The following is a 17,255-nucleotide window of genomic DNA, read 5'->3' as shown; positions in this document are numbered from 1 at the left end:
GGCGGCGCCGGCGTTCGGCGATCAGCCGAGCAGGTGTTGCACGCCGTCGCGCTCTTCGAGCAATTCTTTCAGCGTGAAGTCCATCTTCTCGCGCGAGAAGGCATCGATTTCGAGACCCGTCACGCGCTTGTACTCGCCGTTTTCGCAAGTGACCGGCACGCCGTAGACGATGTCTTCGGGGATCTCATAGGAGCCGTCCGACGGGATGCCCATCGTGACCCACTTGCCGTTCGTGCCGAGCACCCAGTCACGCACGTGATCGATCGCCGCATTGGCCGCCGAGGCCGCCGACGACAGGCCGCGCGCTTCGATGATCGCCGCGCCGCGCTTGCCGACGGTCGGGATGAACACGTTGCGGTTCCACTCGTCGTCGTTGATGAGTTGCGTGAGCGATTGGCCATCGACCGTCGCGACGCGGAAATCGGGGTACATCGTCGGCGAGTGATTGCCCCACACGGCGAGCTTTTCGATCGAAGCAACGGGCTTGCCCGACTTCGCGGCGAGCTGCGACAGCGCGCGATTGTGATCGAGGCGCAGCATGGCCGTGAAGTTCTTCTTCGGCAGATCGGGAGCCGACTTCATGGCGATGTAGGCATTCGTGTTCGCCGGATTGCCGACGACGAGCACCTTCACGTCGCGGCTTGCGACTTCGTTCAGCGCGCGGCCTTGAACCGTGAAGATTTCGGCATTGGCCGACAGCAGATCCTTACGCTCCATGCCCTTCGAGCGCGGGCGAGCACCCACGAGCAGCGCGACGTCTGCGTCCTTGAACGCGACCTTCGGATCGTCCGTCACGACCACGCCTGCGAGCAGCGGGAATGCGCAGTCTTCCAATTCCATGACGACGCCCTTGACGGCGGCTTGCGCTTGCGGGAGATCGAGCAGTTGCAGGATGACGGGCTGGTCCTTGCCGAGCAGATCGCCGTTGGCGATACGAAACAGCAGCGAGTAACCGATTTGACCTGCGGCGCCGGTGACGGCAACGCGCTTTGCGGACTTAGCCATTGAGAACTCTCCAGAGATGCGTTGGTGCGTTTGGTGCGTCTACGCTTAGGGAAAAACGCTATTTTATGCGCGTTGTGCCAAGCGTGTACGCCGGAATCCTTGCCCGCGACGGAGTGTAGGAGCGAGGCTTCCCAAAGTCAACCGTATCTTATGTCTTATATAAGACATATGAATCCGCCACTAAGGCCTGGACGGGCGCGGGCCCTTTGTGTTGAAATGCGCGGATGAATGCGAACCAGGCAAGCGCGGGCAATGCGAACGGCCAGTCCGGCGACGGCACGGCTGCGAGCGCCCCTTCGCCCACGTTCAGCCCGCTGTACCAGCAAATCAAGGGGCTCATCACGCAGAGCCTCGAGTCCGGCGAGTGGAAGCCCGGGGAGATCATCCCGAGCGAAGTCGAACTCGCGGCGCGCTATAAGGTGAGCCAAGGCACGGTCCGAAAGGCGATCGACGAACTGGCCGCGGAAAATCTGCTCGTGCGGCGCCAGGGCAAGGGTACGTTCGTTGCGACTCACAACGAGGATCGCGCGCAGTTTCGGTTCCTGCGGCTTTTGGCCGACGATGCCGCCGAACATCCGCACATCAGCAAGCTGCTCGAATGCCGCCGCTTGCGCGCGTCCGCCGAGATCGCGCGCCAGCTCGACTTGAAGCCGGCCGAGCCTGTGGTCCTGATCAAGCGCCTGCTGCAATTCGACGGCGTGACGACCGTGCTGGACGAAATCTGGCTGCCTGGAGCCGTGTTTCGCGGGCTGACGGTCGAGCGCCTAAGCGAGTACAAGGGGCCGCTCTATGCGATGTTCGAGGCGGAATTCGGCACGCGCATGATTCGGGCGTCGGAGAAGATCCGCGCGGTGGCGGCAGAGCCCGCCGTGGCGGAATTGCTCGGCGTGGCGGCCGGATTCCCGTTGCTGTCGGTCGAGCGGGTGTCCTATACCTATGGCGATCGGCCCGTCGAAGTGCGCCGTGGTTGGTATGTCACAACCGGGTACTACTATCAGAACGACTTGAGCTGACAGCGCCAAAGCGTCGCGGCGACGGCACCCGGCAAGCGAGATCATTGCACGGGGCGCAACGGTGTCCACCGGTTTTCGCTGCGCCGCAGAATGAAAAAGCGCTAAAATCGCGGGTTAGTGTGACTACTAGTAGGGGTCTAGCATGGCAGAAGCCGTAAAAAAACCGAGGCCGGAGTTCCGGAACATCGGCCTAGGGCAAATCTTGACGGCATACCGTCTACCGTTAGCGGGGCGTGTGTCGATCCTGCACCGGGTCAGCGGTGCGCTTCTCTTCGTTTTCCTTCCCTTCCTGCTCTACCTCTTCGATCAGAGCCTCACTTCCGAACTCAGTTTCGAAGTCTTCAAGGGCTTTCTCGCCAACATCGTCGTCAAGCTCATCACGCTCGTGCTCGCGTGGGCGTTTCTTTTCCACTTCTGCGCCGGCATCCGTCACCTCGTGATGGACACGAATCACGATGCGGTAACGAAGGAGAGCGGCAAGCGCACTTCCGTCGTCGTTCTCGTCGTGTCGTCGATCCTTACGATTGCCTTCGCGCTCAAACTGTTCGGAGCATTCTAAGAAAATGGCAGCCAACAACCGAATCGGCTCGAAGCGCCTCGTCGTCGGCGCGCATTACGGCCTGCGCGATTGGCTCGCGCAACGCGTGACCGCCACGATCATGGCGATTTACACCGTCATCCTGCTCGTCTGGTTCTTCGGCGCGCAGGATTTCTCCTACGACGGTTGGGCCTCGATCTTCGCCACTCAATGGATGAAGCTCGCGACGTTCGTCACCTTGCTCTCGCTCTTCTACCACGCGTGGGTGGGTGTGCGCGACATCTGGATGGACTATGTGAAGCCCGTCGGCACGCGGCTCGTGTTGCAAGCGCTGACGATCGTCTGGCTGCTCGCGTGTGCGGGCTACGCTGCGCAGATTCTCTGGAGAGTGTAAAAGAATGGTTGCAATCAAGAATTCTCTGCCGCGTCGCCGCTTCGACGTGGTCATCGTCGGCGCGGGCGGTTCGGGGATGCGCGCGTCGCTGCAGCTCGCGCGTGCCGGCCTGTCGGTTTGCGTGCTCTCGAAAGTGTTTCCGACGCGCTCGCACACGGTCGCAGCGCAAGGCGGCATCGGCGCGTCGCTCGGCAACATGAGCGAAGACAACTGGCACTATCACTTCTACGACACGATCAAGGGCTCGGATTGGCTCGGCGATCAAGACGCCATTGAATTCATGTGCCGCGAGGCGCCCAACGCTGTCTATGAGCTCGAGCACTTCGGCATGCCGTTCGACCGCAATGCGGACGGCACGATCTATCAGCGTCCGTTCGGCGGCCACACGGCCAATTACGGCGAGAAGCCCGTGCAGCGCGCCTGCGCCGCGGCAGACCGTACCGGCCACGCGCTTCTGCATACGCTCTACCAGCAAAACGTCGCGGCGAAGACGCAGTTCTTCGTCGAATGGATGGCGCTCGATCTGATCCGCGACGCCGACGGCGACGTGCTCGGCGTAACGGCGCTCGAAATGGAAACGGGCGACGTGTACATCCTCGAAGGCAAGTGCACGCTGTTCGCGACGGGCGGTGCGGGGCGTATCTTCGCGGCGTCGACGAATGCGTTCATCAACACTGGTGACGGCCTCGGCATGGCGGCTCGCTCGGGCATCGCGCTGCAGGACATGGAGTTCTGGCAGTTCCACCCGACCGGCGTAGCCGGCGCGGGCGTGCTGATCACCGAAGGCGTGCGCGGCGAAGGCGGTATCTTGCGCAACGCGAACGGCGAGCGCTTCATGGAGCGCTACGCGCCGACGCTGAAAGATTTGGCGCCGCGCGATTTCGTGTCGCGCTCGATGGACCAGGAAATCAAGGAAGGCCGCGGGGTGGGTCCGCACAAGGATCACGTGCTGCTCGACCTGTCGCACATCGGCGCCGAGACGATCATGAAGCGTCTGCCGTCGATTCGCGAGATCGCGCTCAAGTTCGCGAACGTCGACTGCATCAAGGAGCCGATTCCCGTCGTGCCGACGATCCATTACCAAATGGGCGGCATCCCCACGAATATCCACGGCCAAGTCGTGGGCACGCCGCGCGGACACGAAGAAGTCGTCAACGGCTTTTACGCCGTCGGCGAATGCTCTTGCGTGTCGGTGCACGGTGCGAACCGCCTCGGCACGAACTCGCTGCTCGATCTCGTCGTGTTCGGCCGTGCCGCGGGCAACCATATCGTCAAGCACGTCAAGGAAATCAAGGAGCACAAGCCGCTGCCGGCCGATGCTGCCGATTTCGCGTTGTCGCGCCTGGACAAGCTCGATAAGTCGAGCTCGGGCGAATATACGCAAGCGATCGCGGGCGACATCCGCTCGGCGATGCAAGCGCATGCCGGCGTGTTCCGTACGTCGAAGCTGCTCGCCGAAGGCGTCGAGAAGATCAAGGAAGTTGCCGAGCGCGTGAACCACGTGCACCTGAAGGACAAATCGAAGGTGTTCAACACGGCTCGCGTCGAAGCGCTCGAACTCGCGAACTTGATCGAAGTCGCGCGTGCGACGATGGTTTCGGCCGAAGCGCGCAAGGAAAGCCGCGGCGCGCATGCACAGAGCGATTACGAAGAACGCGACGACGTCAATTGGCTGCGCCACTCGCTGTGGTTCAGCGAAGGCGATCGCCTCGATTACAAGCCGGTGCACATGACGCCGTTGACGGTCGAATCGGTGCCGCCGAAGGCCCGTACCTTCTAATCCGGCGAAATCAAAGGACACACGCGAAATGGCAAAACGTACTTTCGAAATCTATCGCTACGATCCGGACAAGGATGCCGCGCCGCGCATGCAGACGTACGATCTCGAGATCGGCGTGGGCGACCGCATGCTGCTCGACGCACTCGTGAAGCTGAAGGCACTCGACGAAACGCTGTCGTTCCGCCGCTCGTGCCGCGAGGGCGTCTGCGGTTCGGATGCAATGAACATCAACGGCAAGAACGGGCTCGCCTGCTTGACGAACCTGAACGATCTGCCGCAAAAGATCGTGCTGCGTCCGCTGCCGGGGCTGCCGGTGGTGCGCGATTTGATTTGCGACTTCACGCAATTCTTCAATCAGTATCACTCGATCAAGCCGTACCTCATCAACGACACGCCGCCGCCCGAAAAGGAGCGTCTGCAATCGCCGCAGGAACGCGACGAGCTCGACGGCCTGTACGAGTGCATTCTTTGCGCGAGTTGTTCGACCTCGTGCCCGAGCTTCTGGTGGAATCCGGACAAGTTCGTCGGCCCGGCCGGGCTGTTGCAGGCCTATCGCTTCATTGCCGATAGCCGCGACGAAGCGACCGGCGAGCGTTTGGACAATCTCGAAGACCCCTACCGTCTGTTCCGTTGCCATACGATCATGAACTGCGTCGACGTGTGCCCGAAGGGCCTCAACCCGACGAAGGCGATCGGCAAGATCAAGGAACTGATGGTGCGCCGCGCGGTTTAAAGAATGAGACTTGCCTCTCCGCGCTCGCTTCATTCGCCGGCCACCGAAGTTGGCGCTACGGCGTCTACTTCGGTTCCGTGCGATGCTCCCCCCGAGGAGTCCTTCGGGACGCCCGGGGCCGGCTCGGCGCATACTGATGCTTCGCATCAGTCAGACCCGTTGCGTCGTGCGCGCCTTCGTTGGCGCGCGCGGCGTGGTTTGCTGGAAAACGATTTGATCTTCGAACGTTTCTTCAGCCGTTACGAGGAGAACCTCAGCGACGACGACGTGGGTGCGCTCACACGTTTGTTCGAGCTGAGCGACAACGACCTGATGGACTTGCTTCTCGCTCGCAAGGAACCGGAAGGCGACCTTTCCGACCCGGACATCGTCCGGGTGCTGGGGCTGTTGCGCGCCGTTTGAGTGCCGCAATGCTAGACGCGCCGCGCGCGCATGATCGGAAACCCGTTCCAACTTCGATTGAGGATGCTATGACTCCGTCAGATGTTAAAGCCACGCTCTCGTTCAGCGATAATTCGCCGAGCGTTGAAATGCCGATCTACAAGGGCACGTTGGGCCCGGACGTGATCGACATCCGCAAGCTATACGGCCAAACCGGCAAATTCACGTACGACCCCGGCTTCATGTCGACGGCGTCGTGCAATTCCGCCATCACGTATATCGACGGGGACAAGGGCGAGCTGCTGTACCGCGGCTACCCGATCGACAATCTCGCGCAAAACGCGGATTTTCTCGAAACGTGCTATCTGCTGTTGAAGGGCGACCTGCCCACCGTCGAGCAGAAAGAAGAATTCGTCAGCACGGTGACGCGCCACACGATGGTGCACGAACAGATGCAGTTCTTCTTCCGCGGCTTCCGTCGCGATTCGCACCCGATGTCGATTCTCGTCGCGTCGGTTGGCGCGCTGTCGGCGTTCTATCACGATTCGCTGAACATCAACGATCCGCACCATCGCGACGTGTCGGCGATCCGCATGATCGCGAAGCTGCCGACGCTCGTGGCAATGGCGTACAAGTACAGCATCGGGCAGCCGTTCGTGTATCCGAAGAACGAGTTGTCGTATAGCGCGAACTTCATGCGCATGATGTTCTCGAACCCGTGCGAAGAGTACAAGATCAACGACGTGCTGGTGCGCGCGCTCGATCGCATTTTGATTCTGCACGCCGATCACGAGCAGAACGCGTCGACGTCGACCGTGCGTCTGGCCGGTTCGTCGGGCGCGAATCCGTTCGCGTGTATCGCTGCCGGTATTGCCTGTCTCTGGGGCCCGGCGCATGGCGGTGCGAACGAAGCGGCACTGAACATGCTCGAACAAATCGGCTCGCCGGACAACATTCCCGAGTTCATCAAGCAGGTCAAGGATAAGAACTCGGGCGTGAAGCTGATGGGCTTCGGCCACCGCGTGTACAAGAACTACGATCCGCGTGCGAAACTCATGCGCGAAACGTGTTACGAAGTGCTCGAGGAACTCGGCTTGCACGACGACCCGCTGTTCAAGCTCGCGATGCAACTCGAGAAGATTGCACTCGAAGACGAATACTTCGTGTCGCGCAAGCTTTATCCGAACGTCGATTTCTACTCGGGCATTGTTCAGCGAGCGCTCGGCATCCCGACGTCGATGTTTACCTGCATCTTCGCGATGGCGCGCACCGTGGGTTGGATCGCTCAGTGGAACGAGATGATCTCGGAAGCCGAGCAGAAGATCGGCCGCCCGCGTCAGTTGTTTATCGGCGAAACGTCGCGCGTAGCGAAGCCGATCAGCCAACGCAGCTAATCGCTCGCGTCGATCCGGCCGGCACCAGCCGGTTCGTCGAAATCGCCAAAGCCCCGACGGGTCATGCCGTCGGGGCTTTTTTGTCGTCTGCTTCAGGCTGGGACTATGCCGTTCGACGTATTCACCGTCGGATCGCTCGGCCGGTACTCTCCATTCGTTGATCAATTTTAAAGTTGTCGATTGACAACCAAACTATGGAGCGGTACGCTTGCCGTGTTGATGAATGCAACGACCACATCGCGATTTCGCAATGGATTGCGAGTGTCGAGCCGGGTAGACGCGCAAGAACATAGGAGTCCTAATGGAATACGCTTTTACGCTCAAATATCAGCTTGCAGACGACGATTGCGATCAGGAGCGGATTGTCGAGCGCCTTTTCGAAGCGGGCTGTGACGATGCCACGATCGGTATCGGTCAGCCGGGCCGAATCGCATTGGCGTTTAGGCGCGAAAGCGCAGATGCTTGGTCTGCGATTTATACGGCGTTGCGCGACGTCAAGCAAGCAATCGCATCGGCACGGCTCGTGGAAGCGGGTCCCGATTTCGTTGGCCTGACAGATGTGGCGGATGCAGCCGGAGTCACGCGTCAAAACATGCGTAAGCTGATGCTCGCGCATGCATCACAGTTTCCTTTGCCGGTTCATGAAGGCAATCCGTCCGTTTGGCATCTGTCGGACGTGCTCGTTTGGCTGATGGGGCGAGGCAACTATCCGATCGCCTCGGATCTCATCGATATGGCGAAGTCCACCAAGCAGGTGAATTTGGCGAAGGGGGCGCGTGAAATCGAGCCTCGTGCCAATCAGCAGTTGACCTCACTCGTGGCGTAAGCGTAGCGCCATCGGCGTCGCCGACATGCGTCGTCGGGCGGCATTTGAAGGCGCAGGAATCGTTGCACGCGTTCGCGGGTTTTCGCACGACATGCCCATGCTGTATCGGAGATTCGGCGCAATGGCCCGCACGGGTTTATTCGACGTCCGTGATGGGCTCGCCCGGCAATATGTAATGCATTTCGTAGAAAAGTAGATCCCCTCTGGAAGGCAGCTTGAACGGCGGGGACGAAGATGCAAAACCGAGCGCTTCGTAAAAGCCGCGTGCCGTTTCGCGGGCAGTGCACCAGGCGAGCCTGCCGCCATGCCGGCGAGCGTGATCGAAACAAAGCTTCATGAGCGTGCGTCCGAAACCATAACGGCGCACATGCGACTCGACCGCTACGCCGCGAAGGCGCCAGGCCGTATCGTTTTGCAATCCGGGCAGCGCCTCGCGGCATACGGTTGCCACGGCTACGATGCGCTCGCCTTGGTAGACGGCGACATGCAATGTCGTCGGTTCGTCGTCGCCTCGAAAGCGACACGAATCGGTTTGATTGTCCAAAAGGATCGTCCGTCGCAATGGTAGGACATGCTCGGCCGAGACGGCATGGATGGAAAACAGCGGGGGGCTATCAGGCATAGGCGGCTCGAGTTGTGAGTCTGTTGTTAGTAGTAGTCTATAAGTGTTCCGAACGCCGGCAAAAAAGGAAAGACGGGTTTGTCCATCTTGCGATTGCTGGGCTTCGACGAAGGGCGGCATGTTACCAGGGTGTGTTGCCCGAGCTCGTTACCTCGAGCGTTATCTCGCGGCCTCAATTGTCAAACCCGTTGTCAAACCCGTTTATACTCCGAAAAATGTCAGGTCCATTCTCTCGCACGATAGGGTAATCTCTAGGCGAGCCGAAATTTTTCGGGATAGCAAATCAACTGAGATCTCAGATGACGGAAGACCGTCAATCCGATACGCAAACAGCTTATACGCAGATCCGTTCTCGAATTCTCGAAGGACGGCTCGCGCCTGGACATCCGGTTTCTCCGCGCAATATGGCCGACGAGTTGATGCTCGGTCATATGCCGGTGCGATCCGCTATACAACGTCTTGTCGTCGAAGGCTTGGTCGAAGTCATTCCCCGCAAAGGCACCTACGTGACGGCGCCGACGAAGATCGATTTGCGCGAGATCTTCGAAGTGCGGCTTGCTTTGGAGAGCACAGCCGCGTACTTGGCCGCCGTCAATGGCCCGACCGACGGGCTGACGACGGCGGTGGATCAATTGCATCGGGTTATCGATGACGAATCGGCGGACCTGATGACGGAGCAGAGAATCGGTTGGGTATTTCATCAAGAAATGTTCGAAGCCGCGAAAAACGATCGGCTTTACACATCCTATCGAATGCTGCGCGCCCAAACCGGGCTTGCGCTCAATGAATTGCATCGAGACGATGCCGCGACGGTGCGGCGCGGTACGTTGGAACACCTTAGTATCTACGCATCAATCCAATCAAAAGAGCCCGAAGCGGCACGCCGGCACATGTGGAACCATATTCTGGATGGGACCGACGCAAGAATCAAACTAATCCGAGGCCAACATGACAAATCAACGTAAAGGAATTTCCGTTCCCGTTCAAATGATCGCGGGGCTCGTGCTGGGCGCGCTATTCGGCGTTTTCGTTCCGGCATTCGCAACTAAGCTGTCGTTTTTGTCGACGATCTTCGCGCATGCGATCAAGATGGTCGTCATGCCGTTGATCCTGCTGTCGGTCACCGTCGGAACGTATCGTGCGGGTGTGCAACGCGGCAGCCTCGGCAAGACGGCCGTGCTCAGCATCGCGTTCTTCATCGTGGCGACCGCCATCGCCGCCGCGCTTGGCCTCGGTCTTAATTTCTTGTTCCACCCCGGTGTCGGCGCGAGCATGACGCAGACCGCCACCATGCCGAAAAACCTGGCCGGCAACGTCGACTGGGTTCAGTTCATCGTGGATCTCGTCCCGGCCAATATCGTAGGGGCGCTTACGTCGGGCAATTCGGTGCCCGTGCTCGTCTTCGGCGTGCTGTTGGGCTCTGCGCTAGCAGCGGTGCAGGACAAGGCCGCGCCGTTCGTGGCCGTGCTCGATTCGGCGCTCGCCGCGCTGTTCAAGATGACCGAATGGGTCGTTGCGCTTTCGCCGATCGCGATTTTCGCGACGCTGGCGGGGCTGCTTGCTTCGAAGGGTGTATCGGCATTGATGCCCCTGCTCAAGCTGCTAGGTGTGGCATACCTCGGCTTGGCGATCCTCGCGATTTTGCTGACGTTGATCGTCAAGTCGACCGGGCTTTCGGCGCGCGCCGTCGTCAAGCACGTGAGTGAGCCGCTGATTCTCGCGTTCACGACGCGTTCATCGGAAATCACGTACCCGCTGCATCTGAAGAAGCTGACCGAGATGGGCGTGCCGCAGTCGGTCGCATCTACCATCCTGCCGCTGTCGTACATCTTCAATCGCGATGGTGCCGTGCTCTATACGGCACTGGCCGTCGGCTATCTCGCCGATGTTTATCACCTGACTTGGAGCTGGCCGCTCGTATTCACGATCATCGTGCTGACGACGATCATGATCGACGGCGCGGCGAACGTGCCGTCAGGCGCCGTGGTGGCGATCACCGTTATTTTGGCGGCGATCGGGCTGCCCGCCGAAGCGGTCTTGTTGATCCTCGGCATCGATGCGTTCTTCGATATGGGCCGTACCGCGCTGAACGTTTATGCGAGCACGGTTGCGACGACGGTTGCATTGCGTATCTCCGGCGAGCCGCTTCAACCCGCCGTCGAGCGAAATGACCGGCCGCAAGGATTCACGTCGCTGCGCGGGAATGTTTGATTCGATGATGGACATCGCCGGTCGGCGGGACCGGTGAGGAATCGAGAAGGAACTTGATTAGCGAAGGAAGGAAGAAAGAACGGCGGCAGTGAGTGTTGCAGCACTCGCTGCCGGCCTGACCACGGACGTTTTTGAACGAGACCACCCATGGCTGTTCGTATTCTACGGCAACGTCGGCTGCATGCGGCGTCGCCCTTCGTCGTCGCGCGCATGCAGTTCGTGCACTCTGCCGCAATTGGCTGGCGCGCTCGTCATCCGATCCCTCATGGCACGCGTCTTCGACGTCGTGTCCCACCTGTCAGTAACGTTTTGCTCCGGCCTCGGACGCAGGTGGCTTCGTCGCGCTCAAGCAGTCCCGTTCGCGGGTTGGGCGCGATGCTATTTATTCGTAGTCGCATGCTCAACCACGCGCGCCGCCTTTGACGTAATGACCGGCGCCCACGACCTTTCGCCCGCACGGCCCGCTTGCGAGCCGTGCCCCGCCTGCGCCTCCTCGGCCTCCCATGCAGGCGGTTTTGCGGCCGGCTCGCCCGCCGGCCGCGCTTCTTCTTCCGCACCTGATCGCGCTCGACCCGAGCCGGGGTGCCATACCGTGCAAGAGACGGAACGCGAACGCGTCGTCGAGTTTCCGGTCGATGTGTTCGGTTGTTGCAATGGCCTGCCGGTGTCCGGCGACATGCGCATCGTCGCGTTTCGCGCGCTGCTGCCTGCGATCAGGCGGGTTGCGGTTCATGCCGTCGAGCGGGCCGGCAACGTGTCGTGTGCCGGTGCGGAGTTGCGGTTGTGCTACGGGGTCTACCTGCTCGATTGCGACGGCGGCGAGCATCCGTTCCTCGATTTCGCAAGCGCGAGCAATGCGACCTACGCCGCGATGCGAATTGCGCAGGCGTACCGCCTCCCTGTCGAATTCGGCAGTTTTGTCGAGCCCAAGGCACGTGACGAGCCAGGCGCTGTATGCAGTTGTTGCTCAGAGGCGTGAATGGCTCGAGCAGGTATCGACGCCGGGAGCGGCTACGGTGTAAGTCGCATTGGCTAGCGCGATCCGTAAATCTTGATGAAATCGATGAACGCGCGAAGCGGCGCCGGCACGAGACGTCGCCCGGAGTAGTAAAGGAATGGCCCGGAGAAGGGTCGCCACCAGGGCTCGAGGATGGGTTCGAGCGTGCCGCGCTCAAAGTGCGGGCGCAACCAGTCTTCGAAGATATGCACGATGCCGGTACCGGCGATCGCGGCGTCGACGATGAGATCGGTTGCTCCGCCGATCTGCACCAGTAGCGGGCCAGTGGGATCGACCCGCACCACCTCGCCGCCGAGTTCGAACTCCCATGTCGACATCGCGCCGCTGGGGAAACGGCCAAGCAGGCACGCATGGGCGAGCAGTTCGCGCGGGTGCGTGGGCCGATCATGGCGATCGAGGTAAGCAGGGGCAGCAGCCGTTGCCATGCGCTGAACGCGAGGGCCTATCGGCACGGCGATCATGTCTTGCTCCAGCCGTTCGTCGTAGCGAATGCCCGCGTCGCATCCGGCCGCCAGCACGTCAACGAAACTTTCCTCGGCAATCACCTCGAGCCGTACTTCGGGATAGGCCTCGAGAAAACGCGGCACGATGGAAGGCAGCACGAGCCGTGCCGCGCTGACCGGCACGTTGAGCCGGAGCGTTCCGGCAGGCCTGTCGCGAAACGCGTTGACGACGTCGAGCGCCGCTTCGACTTCGCCCAGCGCGGGGGCGAGCCGTGCGAGCAGGCGCTCGCCGGCTTCGGTGGGCACGACACTGCGTGTCGTGCGGTGAAGCAGTCTGACGCCTAGCTGGGTTTCCAGGCGGCGTACCGCCTCGCTGAGCCCGGACGGGCTGGCGCCGCTGGCGCGCGCTCCGTCGCGAAAGCCCTTGGCGCGCGCCACTGCGACGAAGGCGTTCAGATCCGCCAGGTTGACTTGCATTGTTCGTCCTTTCGCACAGCCCGTGCAAATTATGACGACTTATCGCACGGGGGTGCAACGATTAAGCTGAGCTTCCCGTTCAGAGGAGATCGACTATGTCCAGCGTCAACCAGTCAGGCACATTCAAGCTCGGCGACCGCACCGTCAATCGGCTCGGCTACGGCGCCATGCAGCTCGCGGGGCCGGGCGTATTCGGCCCGCCGAAAGATTGCGATGCAGCGCTGGCGGTGCTGCGCGAGGCTGTCGCTGCCGGCGTCAATCACATCGACACCAGCGATTTCTATGGGCCGCACGTCACGAATCAATTGATCCGCGACGCGCTCCATCCTTATTCCGACGACCTCGTCATCGTCACGAAGATCGGCGCGCGTCGCGGCGAGGATGGGTCGTGGCTGCCTGCTTTCTCACCCGAAGCGCTGACCCAGGCGGTGCATGACAACCTGCGCAATCTCGGGCTCGACGTGCTGGACGTGGTCAGTCTCCGGATCATGTTCAACGCGCACCATCCCTCGGAGGGCTCGATCGAAGCCCCACTCACCGTTCTCGCCGAACTCCAGCGGCAGGGGCTCGTGCGTCACATCGGCTTGAGCAACGTCACACCGATACAGATTGCGCAAGGGCGCCGGATCTGCGAGATCGTCTGCGTGCAGAACAACTACAACCTCGCCCATCGGGCAGACGACGCCTTGATCGACGATCTCGACGCAATTGCCTACGTGCCGTACTTTCCGTTGGGCGGATTCACGCCCTTGCAATCCTCCGAGTTGTCCGAAGTCGCCGCGCGCCTGAACGCGACCCCTATGCAGATCGCGCTCGCCTGGCTGCTACGTCGCGCGCCGAATATCCTTCTGATTCCGGGCACGTCGTCTGTCGCGCATCTGCGGGAGAACCTCGCCGCGGCCTCATTCGACCTGCCCGATGATGCAATGGAGACGCTGGAGCGGCTGACGCGTATTGGAACGGACTGACGGCGGACGTGTCGGCCAGCGGCGCAATTCGGAAGAACTCGCGGATTCAACAGGGTCTTCAAGGAGACGAAGTGCGACGGATCTGCGCCCTGGTAACGACGAAACTAGTACTGAGACTACCACCCAACTCTCTGTTTTTTATCGCTTTTTTCTTTTTCGCCGGTGTCGTGACGGTAATGTGCGTGGCATAATCGACCGCACCGGGGATTGCCCGTTGCCACGATTACCTCGCATACCATGTCAAAGACGCTCTACGACAAGCTGTGGGATTCACACGTCGTCCACACGGAAGAAGACGGCACGACGCTGCTCTATATCGATCGCCAACTGCTGCACGAAGTCACGAGCCCGCAAGCGTTCGAAGGGCTGAAGATGCACGAGCGTCCCCTGTGGCGCGTGAGTGCGAACTTGGCCGTGTCCGACCATAACGTGCCTACGACCGATCGCAGCCACGGCATCGCCGATCCGGTGTCCAAGCTCCAGGTCGATACGCTCGATGCCAATTGCGATGCTTACGGCATCACGCAATTCAAGATGAACGACATGCGCCAAGGTATCGTTCATATCATCGGGCCCGAGCAAGGCGCGACGCTGCCGGGCATGACGATCGTCTGCGGCGATTCGCATACGTCGACGCACGGTGCGTTCGGCGCACTGGCCCACGGCATCGGTACGTCCGAAGTCGAACATGTATTGGCGACGCAAACGCTCTTGCAGAAAAAGAGCAAGAACATGCTCGTGAAGGTCGACGGCCAACTGCCGCGCGGCTGCACGGCCAAGGACATCGTGCTCGCCATCATCGGCAAGATCGGCACAGCCGGCGGCACGGGCTACGCGATCGAATTCGGCGGCTCGACGATACGCGCGCTGTCGATGGAAGGCCGCATGACCGTCTGCAACATGGCGATCGAAGCCGGTGCGCGTGCAGGCATGGTGGCTGTCGACGATACGACGATCGACTATTTGAAGGGGCGTCCCTATTCGCCGCAAGGCGTCGAGTGGGACCATGCCGTTGCCTACTGGCGCGCGTTCGTGTCAGACGCGGGCGCGCATTTCGATCGCGTCGTCGAACTCGATGCCGCGCAGATCGTCCCGCAAGTCACCTGGGGCACGTCGCCCGAAATGGTCACTGCGATCGACAGCCGCGTACCCGACCCCGAGCGCGAAAAGGATCCGGTCAAGCGCGATGCGATGGAGCGCGCGTTGCAGTACATGGCGCTCGAACCGAATCTGCCGATCGAATCGATCAAGGTCGACAAGGTGTTCATCGGCTCGTGCACGAACGCGCGCATCGAGGACATCCGCGCGGCGGCGTACGTCGTGAAGAAGCTCGGGCGCCGCGTCGCGCCGAACATTCGGCTGGCGATGGTCGTGCCCGGCTCGGGGCTCGTGAAGGCGCAGGCCGAGCGCGAGGGGCTCGACAAGGTGTTCGTCGAAGCCGGTTTCGAATGGCGCGAGCCCGGTTGCTCGATGTGTCTCGCGATGAACGCCGATCGGCTCGAGCCGGGCGAGCGTTGCGCTTCGACATCGAACCGCAATTTCGAAGGGCGTCAAGGCGCGGGCGGACGCACGCACCTCGTGAGCCCGGCAATGGCCGCGGCCGCTGCCATCGAAGGCCACTTCGTCGATATTCGCAAGTTGGGATGAGATAGGTAAAGAACCATGGACAAATTCATCGTGCATACGGGGCTCGTTGCGCCCCTCGATCGCGAGAACGTCGATACCGACGCGATCATCCCGAAGCAGTTTCTGAAATCGATCAAGCGCACGGGCTTCGGTCCGAACCTGTTCGACGAGTGGCGCTATCTGGATCACGGCGAGCCGGGGCAGGACAATTCACGCCGCCCGCTGAACCCGGACTTCGTGCTCAACCAGCCGCGCTATCAAGGCGCATCGGTGCTGGTCGCGCGCAAGAACTTCGGCTGCGGCAGCTCGCGCGAGCATGCGCCGTGGGCGCTGCAGCAGTACGGCTTTCGCGCGTTGATCGCGCCGAGCTTCGCCGACATTTTCTTCAACAACTGCTTCAAGAACGGCGTGTTGCCGATCGTGCTGTCGGAGCAGCAGGTCGATCACTTATTCAATGAGACATACGCGTTCAACGGCTATCAGTTGACGATCGATCTCGAAGCGCAGGTCGTGCGCACGCCCGACGGCCGCGAGTACCCGTTCGAAGTCGACGGCTTCCGCAAGTACTGTCTCTTGAACGGCTTCGACGACATCGCGCTCACGCTGCGCCATGCCGACAAGATTCGTGCGTTCGAAGCGGAGCGGATCGCGAAGCAGCCGTGGCTTGCTCACCGGATTCTCGGGTGATGCCCTCGGCAGCCGCAGCCGCAGCGAACACGCAATTGCACAACTCGATAGGACTCCCAATGAAAATCGCAGTGCTCCCCGGTGATGGCATCGGTCCGGAAATCATCAAGGAAGCGGTCAAGGTACTGAACGCGCTCGGCGAGAAGTTCGAGATGGAAGAGGCGCCCGTCGGCGGCGCCGGGTACGAAGCGAAGGGTCACCCGCTGCCCGATTCGACGCTCGCTCTTGCCAAGGAGGCCGACGCAATCCTGTTCGGCGCCGTGGGCGACTGGAAGTACGATTCGCTCGAGCGCGCGCTGCGTCCCGAGCAAGCGATCCTGGGGCTGCGCAAACATCTGCAGTTGTTCGCCAACTTCCGTCCGGCCATTTGCTATCCGCAATTGACGGGTGCTTCCTCGCTGAAGCCGGAGATCGTGTCGGGGCTCGATATCCTGATCGTGCGCGAGCTCAACGGCGACGTCTACTTCGGCACGCCGCGCGGTACGCGCAACGCACCCGACGGCACGTTCGAAGGGGCGCGCGAAGGCTTCGATACGATGCGTTATTCGGAGCCCGAAGTGCAGCGGATCGCGCACGTTGCGTTTCAGGCGGCGCGCAAGCGCGGCAAGCGTGTGACGTCGGTCGATAAGGCGAACGTACTCGAGACGTCGCAATTCTGGCGGGACGTCATGATCGACGTCGCGAAGCAGTATCCGGACGTCGAACTCTCGCACATGTACGTCGACAACGCGGCCATGCAGCTCGTGAAGGCGCCGAAATCGTTCGATGTCATCGTGACGGGCAACCTGTTCGGCGACATTTTGTCCGACCAGGCCGCGATGCTCACGGGCTCGATCGGCATGCTGCCGTCGGCTTCGCTCGACAAGAGCAACAAGGGGCTTTACGAGCCTTCGCACGGGTCGGCTCCCGATATCGCCGGCAAGGGCATTGCCAATCCGCTCGCGACGATCTTGTCGGCCGCGATGATGCTGCGCTATTCGCTGAACAAAGCCGAGCAGGCCGACCGAATCGAGAAGGCCGTGCAAAAGGTGCTCGAGGCTGGCTATCGCACGGGCGACATCGCCACGCCGGGCGGCCGTCAAGTGGGCACGGTGGAAATGGGCGACGCGGTGCGCGCGGCACTCTGATCGTTCCGGCAC

Annotated in this window: 18 protein-coding genes; 15 read left to right on the top strand and 3 right to left on the bottom strand. The window is 61.2% G+C overall.

From position 1 onward, the window contains the following. Positions 1 to 21 precede the first annotated feature (21 nt). Positions 22 to 1,005: a malate dehydrogenase gene (locus J3485_RS26210; RefSeq protein ID WP_206957219.1), complete on the bottom strand. Its 984-nt coding sequence runs from the start codon at positions 1,003 to 1,005 to the stop codon at positions 22 to 24. 224 nt (positions 1,006 to 1,229) lie between these two features. Between J3485_RS26210 and J3485_RS26205 the strand changes: the two genes are divergently transcribed. From J3485_RS26205 to J3485_RS26170, 8 genes are all read left to right on the top strand, one after another. After that, entirely contained in the window at positions 1,230 to 2,018 is a 789-nt protein-coding gene (locus J3485_RS26205; RefSeq protein WP_206957218.1) for a GntR family transcriptional regulator, read from the top strand. A gap of 142 nt (positions 2,019 to 2,160) precedes the next feature. Further along, positions 2,161 to 2,577, top strand: a complete 417-nt coding sequence (sdhC, locus tag J3485_RS26200; RefSeq protein ID WP_206957217.1) for a succinate dehydrogenase, cytochrome b556 subunit — start codon at positions 2,161 to 2,163, stop codon at positions 2,575 to 2,577. Between the two features lie 4 nt (positions 2,578 to 2,581). Then, positions 2,582 to 2,950: a succinate dehydrogenase, hydrophobic membrane anchor protein gene (gene sdhD / locus J3485_RS26195; RefSeq protein ID WP_206957216.1), complete on the top strand. Its 369-nt coding sequence runs from the start codon at positions 2,582 to 2,584 to the stop codon at positions 2,948 to 2,950. A gap of 4 nt (positions 2,951 to 2,954) precedes the next feature. Next, a complete protein-coding gene (gene sdhA / locus J3485_RS26190; RefSeq protein ID WP_206957215.1) occupies positions 2,955 to 4,730 on the top strand; it encodes a succinate dehydrogenase flavoprotein subunit in 1,776 nt (591 codons plus the stop codon). 28 nt (positions 4,731 to 4,758) lie between these two features. Next, positions 4,759 to 5,463, top strand: a complete 705-nt coding sequence (locus J3485_RS26185) for a succinate dehydrogenase iron-sulfur subunit (protein WP_206957214.1) — start codon at positions 4,759 to 4,761, stop codon at positions 5,461 to 5,463. A 159-nt stretch (positions 5,464 to 5,622) separates the two neighbouring features. After that, positions 5,623 to 5,865 carry an FAD assembly factor SdhE gene (locus J3485_RS26180; protein WP_206958403.1) on the top strand — a complete coding sequence of 81 codons (243 nt, stop codon included), beginning with the start codon at positions 5,623 to 5,625 and terminating at the stop codon, positions 5,863 to 5,865. A gap of 68 nt (positions 5,866 to 5,933) precedes the next feature. Next, positions 5,934 to 7,238 carry a citrate synthase gene (gene gltA / locus J3485_RS26175; protein ID WP_206957213.1) on the top strand — a complete coding sequence of 435 codons (1,305 nt, stop codon included), beginning with the start codon at positions 5,934 to 5,936 and terminating at the stop codon, positions 7,236 to 7,238. A gap of 301 nt (positions 7,239 to 7,539) precedes the next feature. Continuing rightward, positions 7,540 to 8,064 carry a helix-turn-helix transcriptional regulator gene (locus J3485_RS26170; protein ID WP_206957212.1) on the top strand — a complete coding sequence of 175 codons (525 nt, stop codon included), beginning with the start codon at positions 7,540 to 7,542 and terminating at the stop codon, positions 8,062 to 8,064. Positions 8,065 to 8,200: 136 nt separating this feature from the next. Here J3485_RS26170 and J3485_RS26165 read toward each other — a convergent pair whose 3' ends face one another. Beyond that, a complete protein-coding gene (locus J3485_RS26165; RefSeq protein WP_242538935.1) occupies positions 8,201 to 8,806 on the bottom strand; it encodes a GNAT family N-acetyltransferase in 606 nt (201 codons plus the stop codon). 179 nt (positions 8,807 to 8,985) lie between these two features. Here J3485_RS26165 and J3485_RS26160 point away from each other — a divergent pair, with 179 nt between their 5' ends. The 3 genes from J3485_RS26160 to J3485_RS26150 all read left to right on the top strand — a co-directional run bounded on the left by J3485_RS26160 (position 8,986) and on the right by J3485_RS26150 (position 11,876). Then, positions 8,986 to 9,651, top strand: a complete 666-nt coding sequence (locus tag J3485_RS26160) for a GntR family transcriptional regulator (protein ID WP_206957211.1) — start codon at positions 8,986 to 8,988, stop codon at positions 9,649 to 9,651. After that, the gene (locus J3485_RS26155; protein ID WP_206957210.1) at positions 9,635 to 10,897 is read left to right on the top strand and encodes a dicarboxylate/amino acid:cation symporter; all 1,263 of its coding nucleotides are present in this window, start codon (positions 9,635 to 9,637) and stop codon (positions 10,895 to 10,897) included. The genes J3485_RS26160 and J3485_RS26155 overlap by 17 nt, the downstream gene beginning before the upstream one ends. Positions 10,898 to 11,489: 592 nt before the next feature. After that, positions 11,490 to 11,876, top strand: coding sequence for a hypothetical protein (locus J3485_RS26150; RefSeq protein WP_206957209.1), 387 nt, complete (start codon positions 11,490 to 11,492; stop codon positions 11,874 to 11,876). A gap of 53 nt (positions 11,877 to 11,929) precedes the next feature. On the opposite strand, the gene J3485_RS26145 is transcribed toward J3485_RS26150, so the two are convergent. After that, positions 11,930 to 12,835, bottom strand: a complete 906-nt coding sequence (locus J3485_RS26145; RefSeq protein ID WP_206957208.1) for a LysR family transcriptional regulator — start codon at positions 12,833 to 12,835, stop codon at positions 11,930 to 11,932. A 95-nt stretch (positions 12,836 to 12,930) separates the two neighbouring features. Between J3485_RS26145 and J3485_RS26140 the strand changes: the two genes are divergently transcribed. From J3485_RS26140 to leuB, 4 genes are all read left to right on the top strand, one after another. Further along, a complete protein-coding gene (locus tag J3485_RS26140; protein WP_206957207.1) occupies positions 12,931 to 13,803 on the top strand; it encodes an aldo/keto reductase family oxidoreductase in 873 nt (290 codons plus the stop codon). 237 nt (positions 13,804 to 14,040) lie between these two features. Further along, positions 14,041 to 15,450: a 3-isopropylmalate dehydratase large subunit gene (gene leuC, locus J3485_RS26135; protein WP_206957206.1), complete on the top strand. Its 1,410-nt coding sequence runs from the start codon at positions 14,041 to 14,043 to the stop codon at positions 15,448 to 15,450. Between the two features lie 15 nt (positions 15,451 to 15,465). After that, complete coding sequence (leuD, locus tag J3485_RS26130) at positions 15,466 to 16,116, top strand: 3-isopropylmalate dehydratase small subunit (RefSeq protein ID WP_206957205.1); 651 nt, start codon at positions 15,466 to 15,468, stop codon at positions 16,114 to 16,116. A 59-nt stretch (positions 16,117 to 16,175) separates the two neighbouring features. Next, positions 16,176 to 17,243, top strand: coding sequence for a 3-isopropylmalate dehydrogenase (gene leuB, locus J3485_RS26125; RefSeq protein ID WP_206957204.1), 1,068 nt, complete (start codon positions 16,176 to 16,178; stop codon positions 17,241 to 17,243). Positions 17,244 to 17,255: the final 12 nt, after the last annotated feature.

It is taken from the genome of Trinickia acidisoli (assembly GCF_017315725.1).
GTDB classification, from domain to species: Bacteria; Pseudomonadota; Gammaproteobacteria; order Burkholderiales; family Burkholderiaceae; genus Trinickia; species Trinickia acidisoli.
This window is presented reverse-complemented; position numbering and strand designations above follow the sequence as displayed.

Coding starts and splice junctions, on each gene's coding strand:
- J3485_RS26155 (WP_206957210.1), top strand. CDS start 9,635: ATGACAAATCAACGTAAAGGAATTTCCGTTCCCGTTCAAATGATCGCG.
- J3485_RS26145 (WP_206957208.1), bottom strand. CDS start 12,835: ATGCAAGTCAACCTGGCGGATCTGAACGCCTTCGTCGCAGTGGCGCGC.
- leuB (WP_206957204.1), top strand. CDS start 16,176: ATGAAAATCGCAGTGCTCCCCGGTGATGGCATCGGTCCGGAAATCATC.
- gltA (WP_206957213.1), top strand. CDS start 5,934: ATGACTCCGTCAGATGTTAAAGCCACGCTCTCGTTCAGCGATAATTCG.
- J3485_RS26165 (WP_242538935.1), bottom strand. CDS start 8,806: ATGCCGCCCTTCGTCGAAGCCCAGCAATCGCAAGATGGACAAACCCGT.
- J3485_RS26160 (WP_206957211.1), top strand. CDS start 8,986: ATGACGGAAGACCGTCAATCCGATACGCAAACAGCTTATACGCAGATC.
- J3485_RS26170 (WP_206957212.1), top strand. CDS start 7,540: ATGGAATACGCTTTTACGCTCAAATATCAGCTTGCAGACGACGATTGC.
- sdhD (WP_206957216.1), top strand. CDS start 2,582: ATGGCAGCCAACAACCGAATCGGCTCGAAGCGCCTCGTCGTCGGCGCG.
- leuC (WP_206957206.1), top strand. CDS start 14,041: ATGTCAAAGACGCTCTACGACAAGCTGTGGGATTCACACGTCGTCCAC.
- leuD (WP_206957205.1), top strand. CDS start 15,466: ATGGACAAATTCATCGTGCATACGGGGCTCGTTGCGCCCCTCGATCGC.
- sdhC (WP_206957217.1), top strand. CDS start 2,161: ATGGCAGAAGCCGTAAAAAAACCGAGGCCGGAGTTCCGGAACATCGGC.
- sdhA (WP_206957215.1), top strand. CDS start 2,955: ATGGTTGCAATCAAGAATTCTCTGCCGCGTCGCCGCTTCGACGTGGTC.
- J3485_RS26185 (WP_206957214.1), top strand. CDS start 4,759: ATGGCAAAACGTACTTTCGAAATCTATCGCTACGATCCGGACAAGGAT.
- J3485_RS26205 (WP_206957218.1), top strand. CDS start 1,230: ATGAATGCGAACCAGGCAAGCGCGGGCAATGCGAACGGCCAGTCCGGC.
- J3485_RS26140 (WP_206957207.1), top strand. CDS start 12,931: ATGTCCAGCGTCAACCAGTCAGGCACATTCAAGCTCGGCGACCGCACC.
- J3485_RS26210 (WP_206957219.1), bottom strand. CDS start 1,005: ATGGCTAAGTCCGCAAAGCGCGTTGCCGTCACCGGCGCCGCAGGTCAA.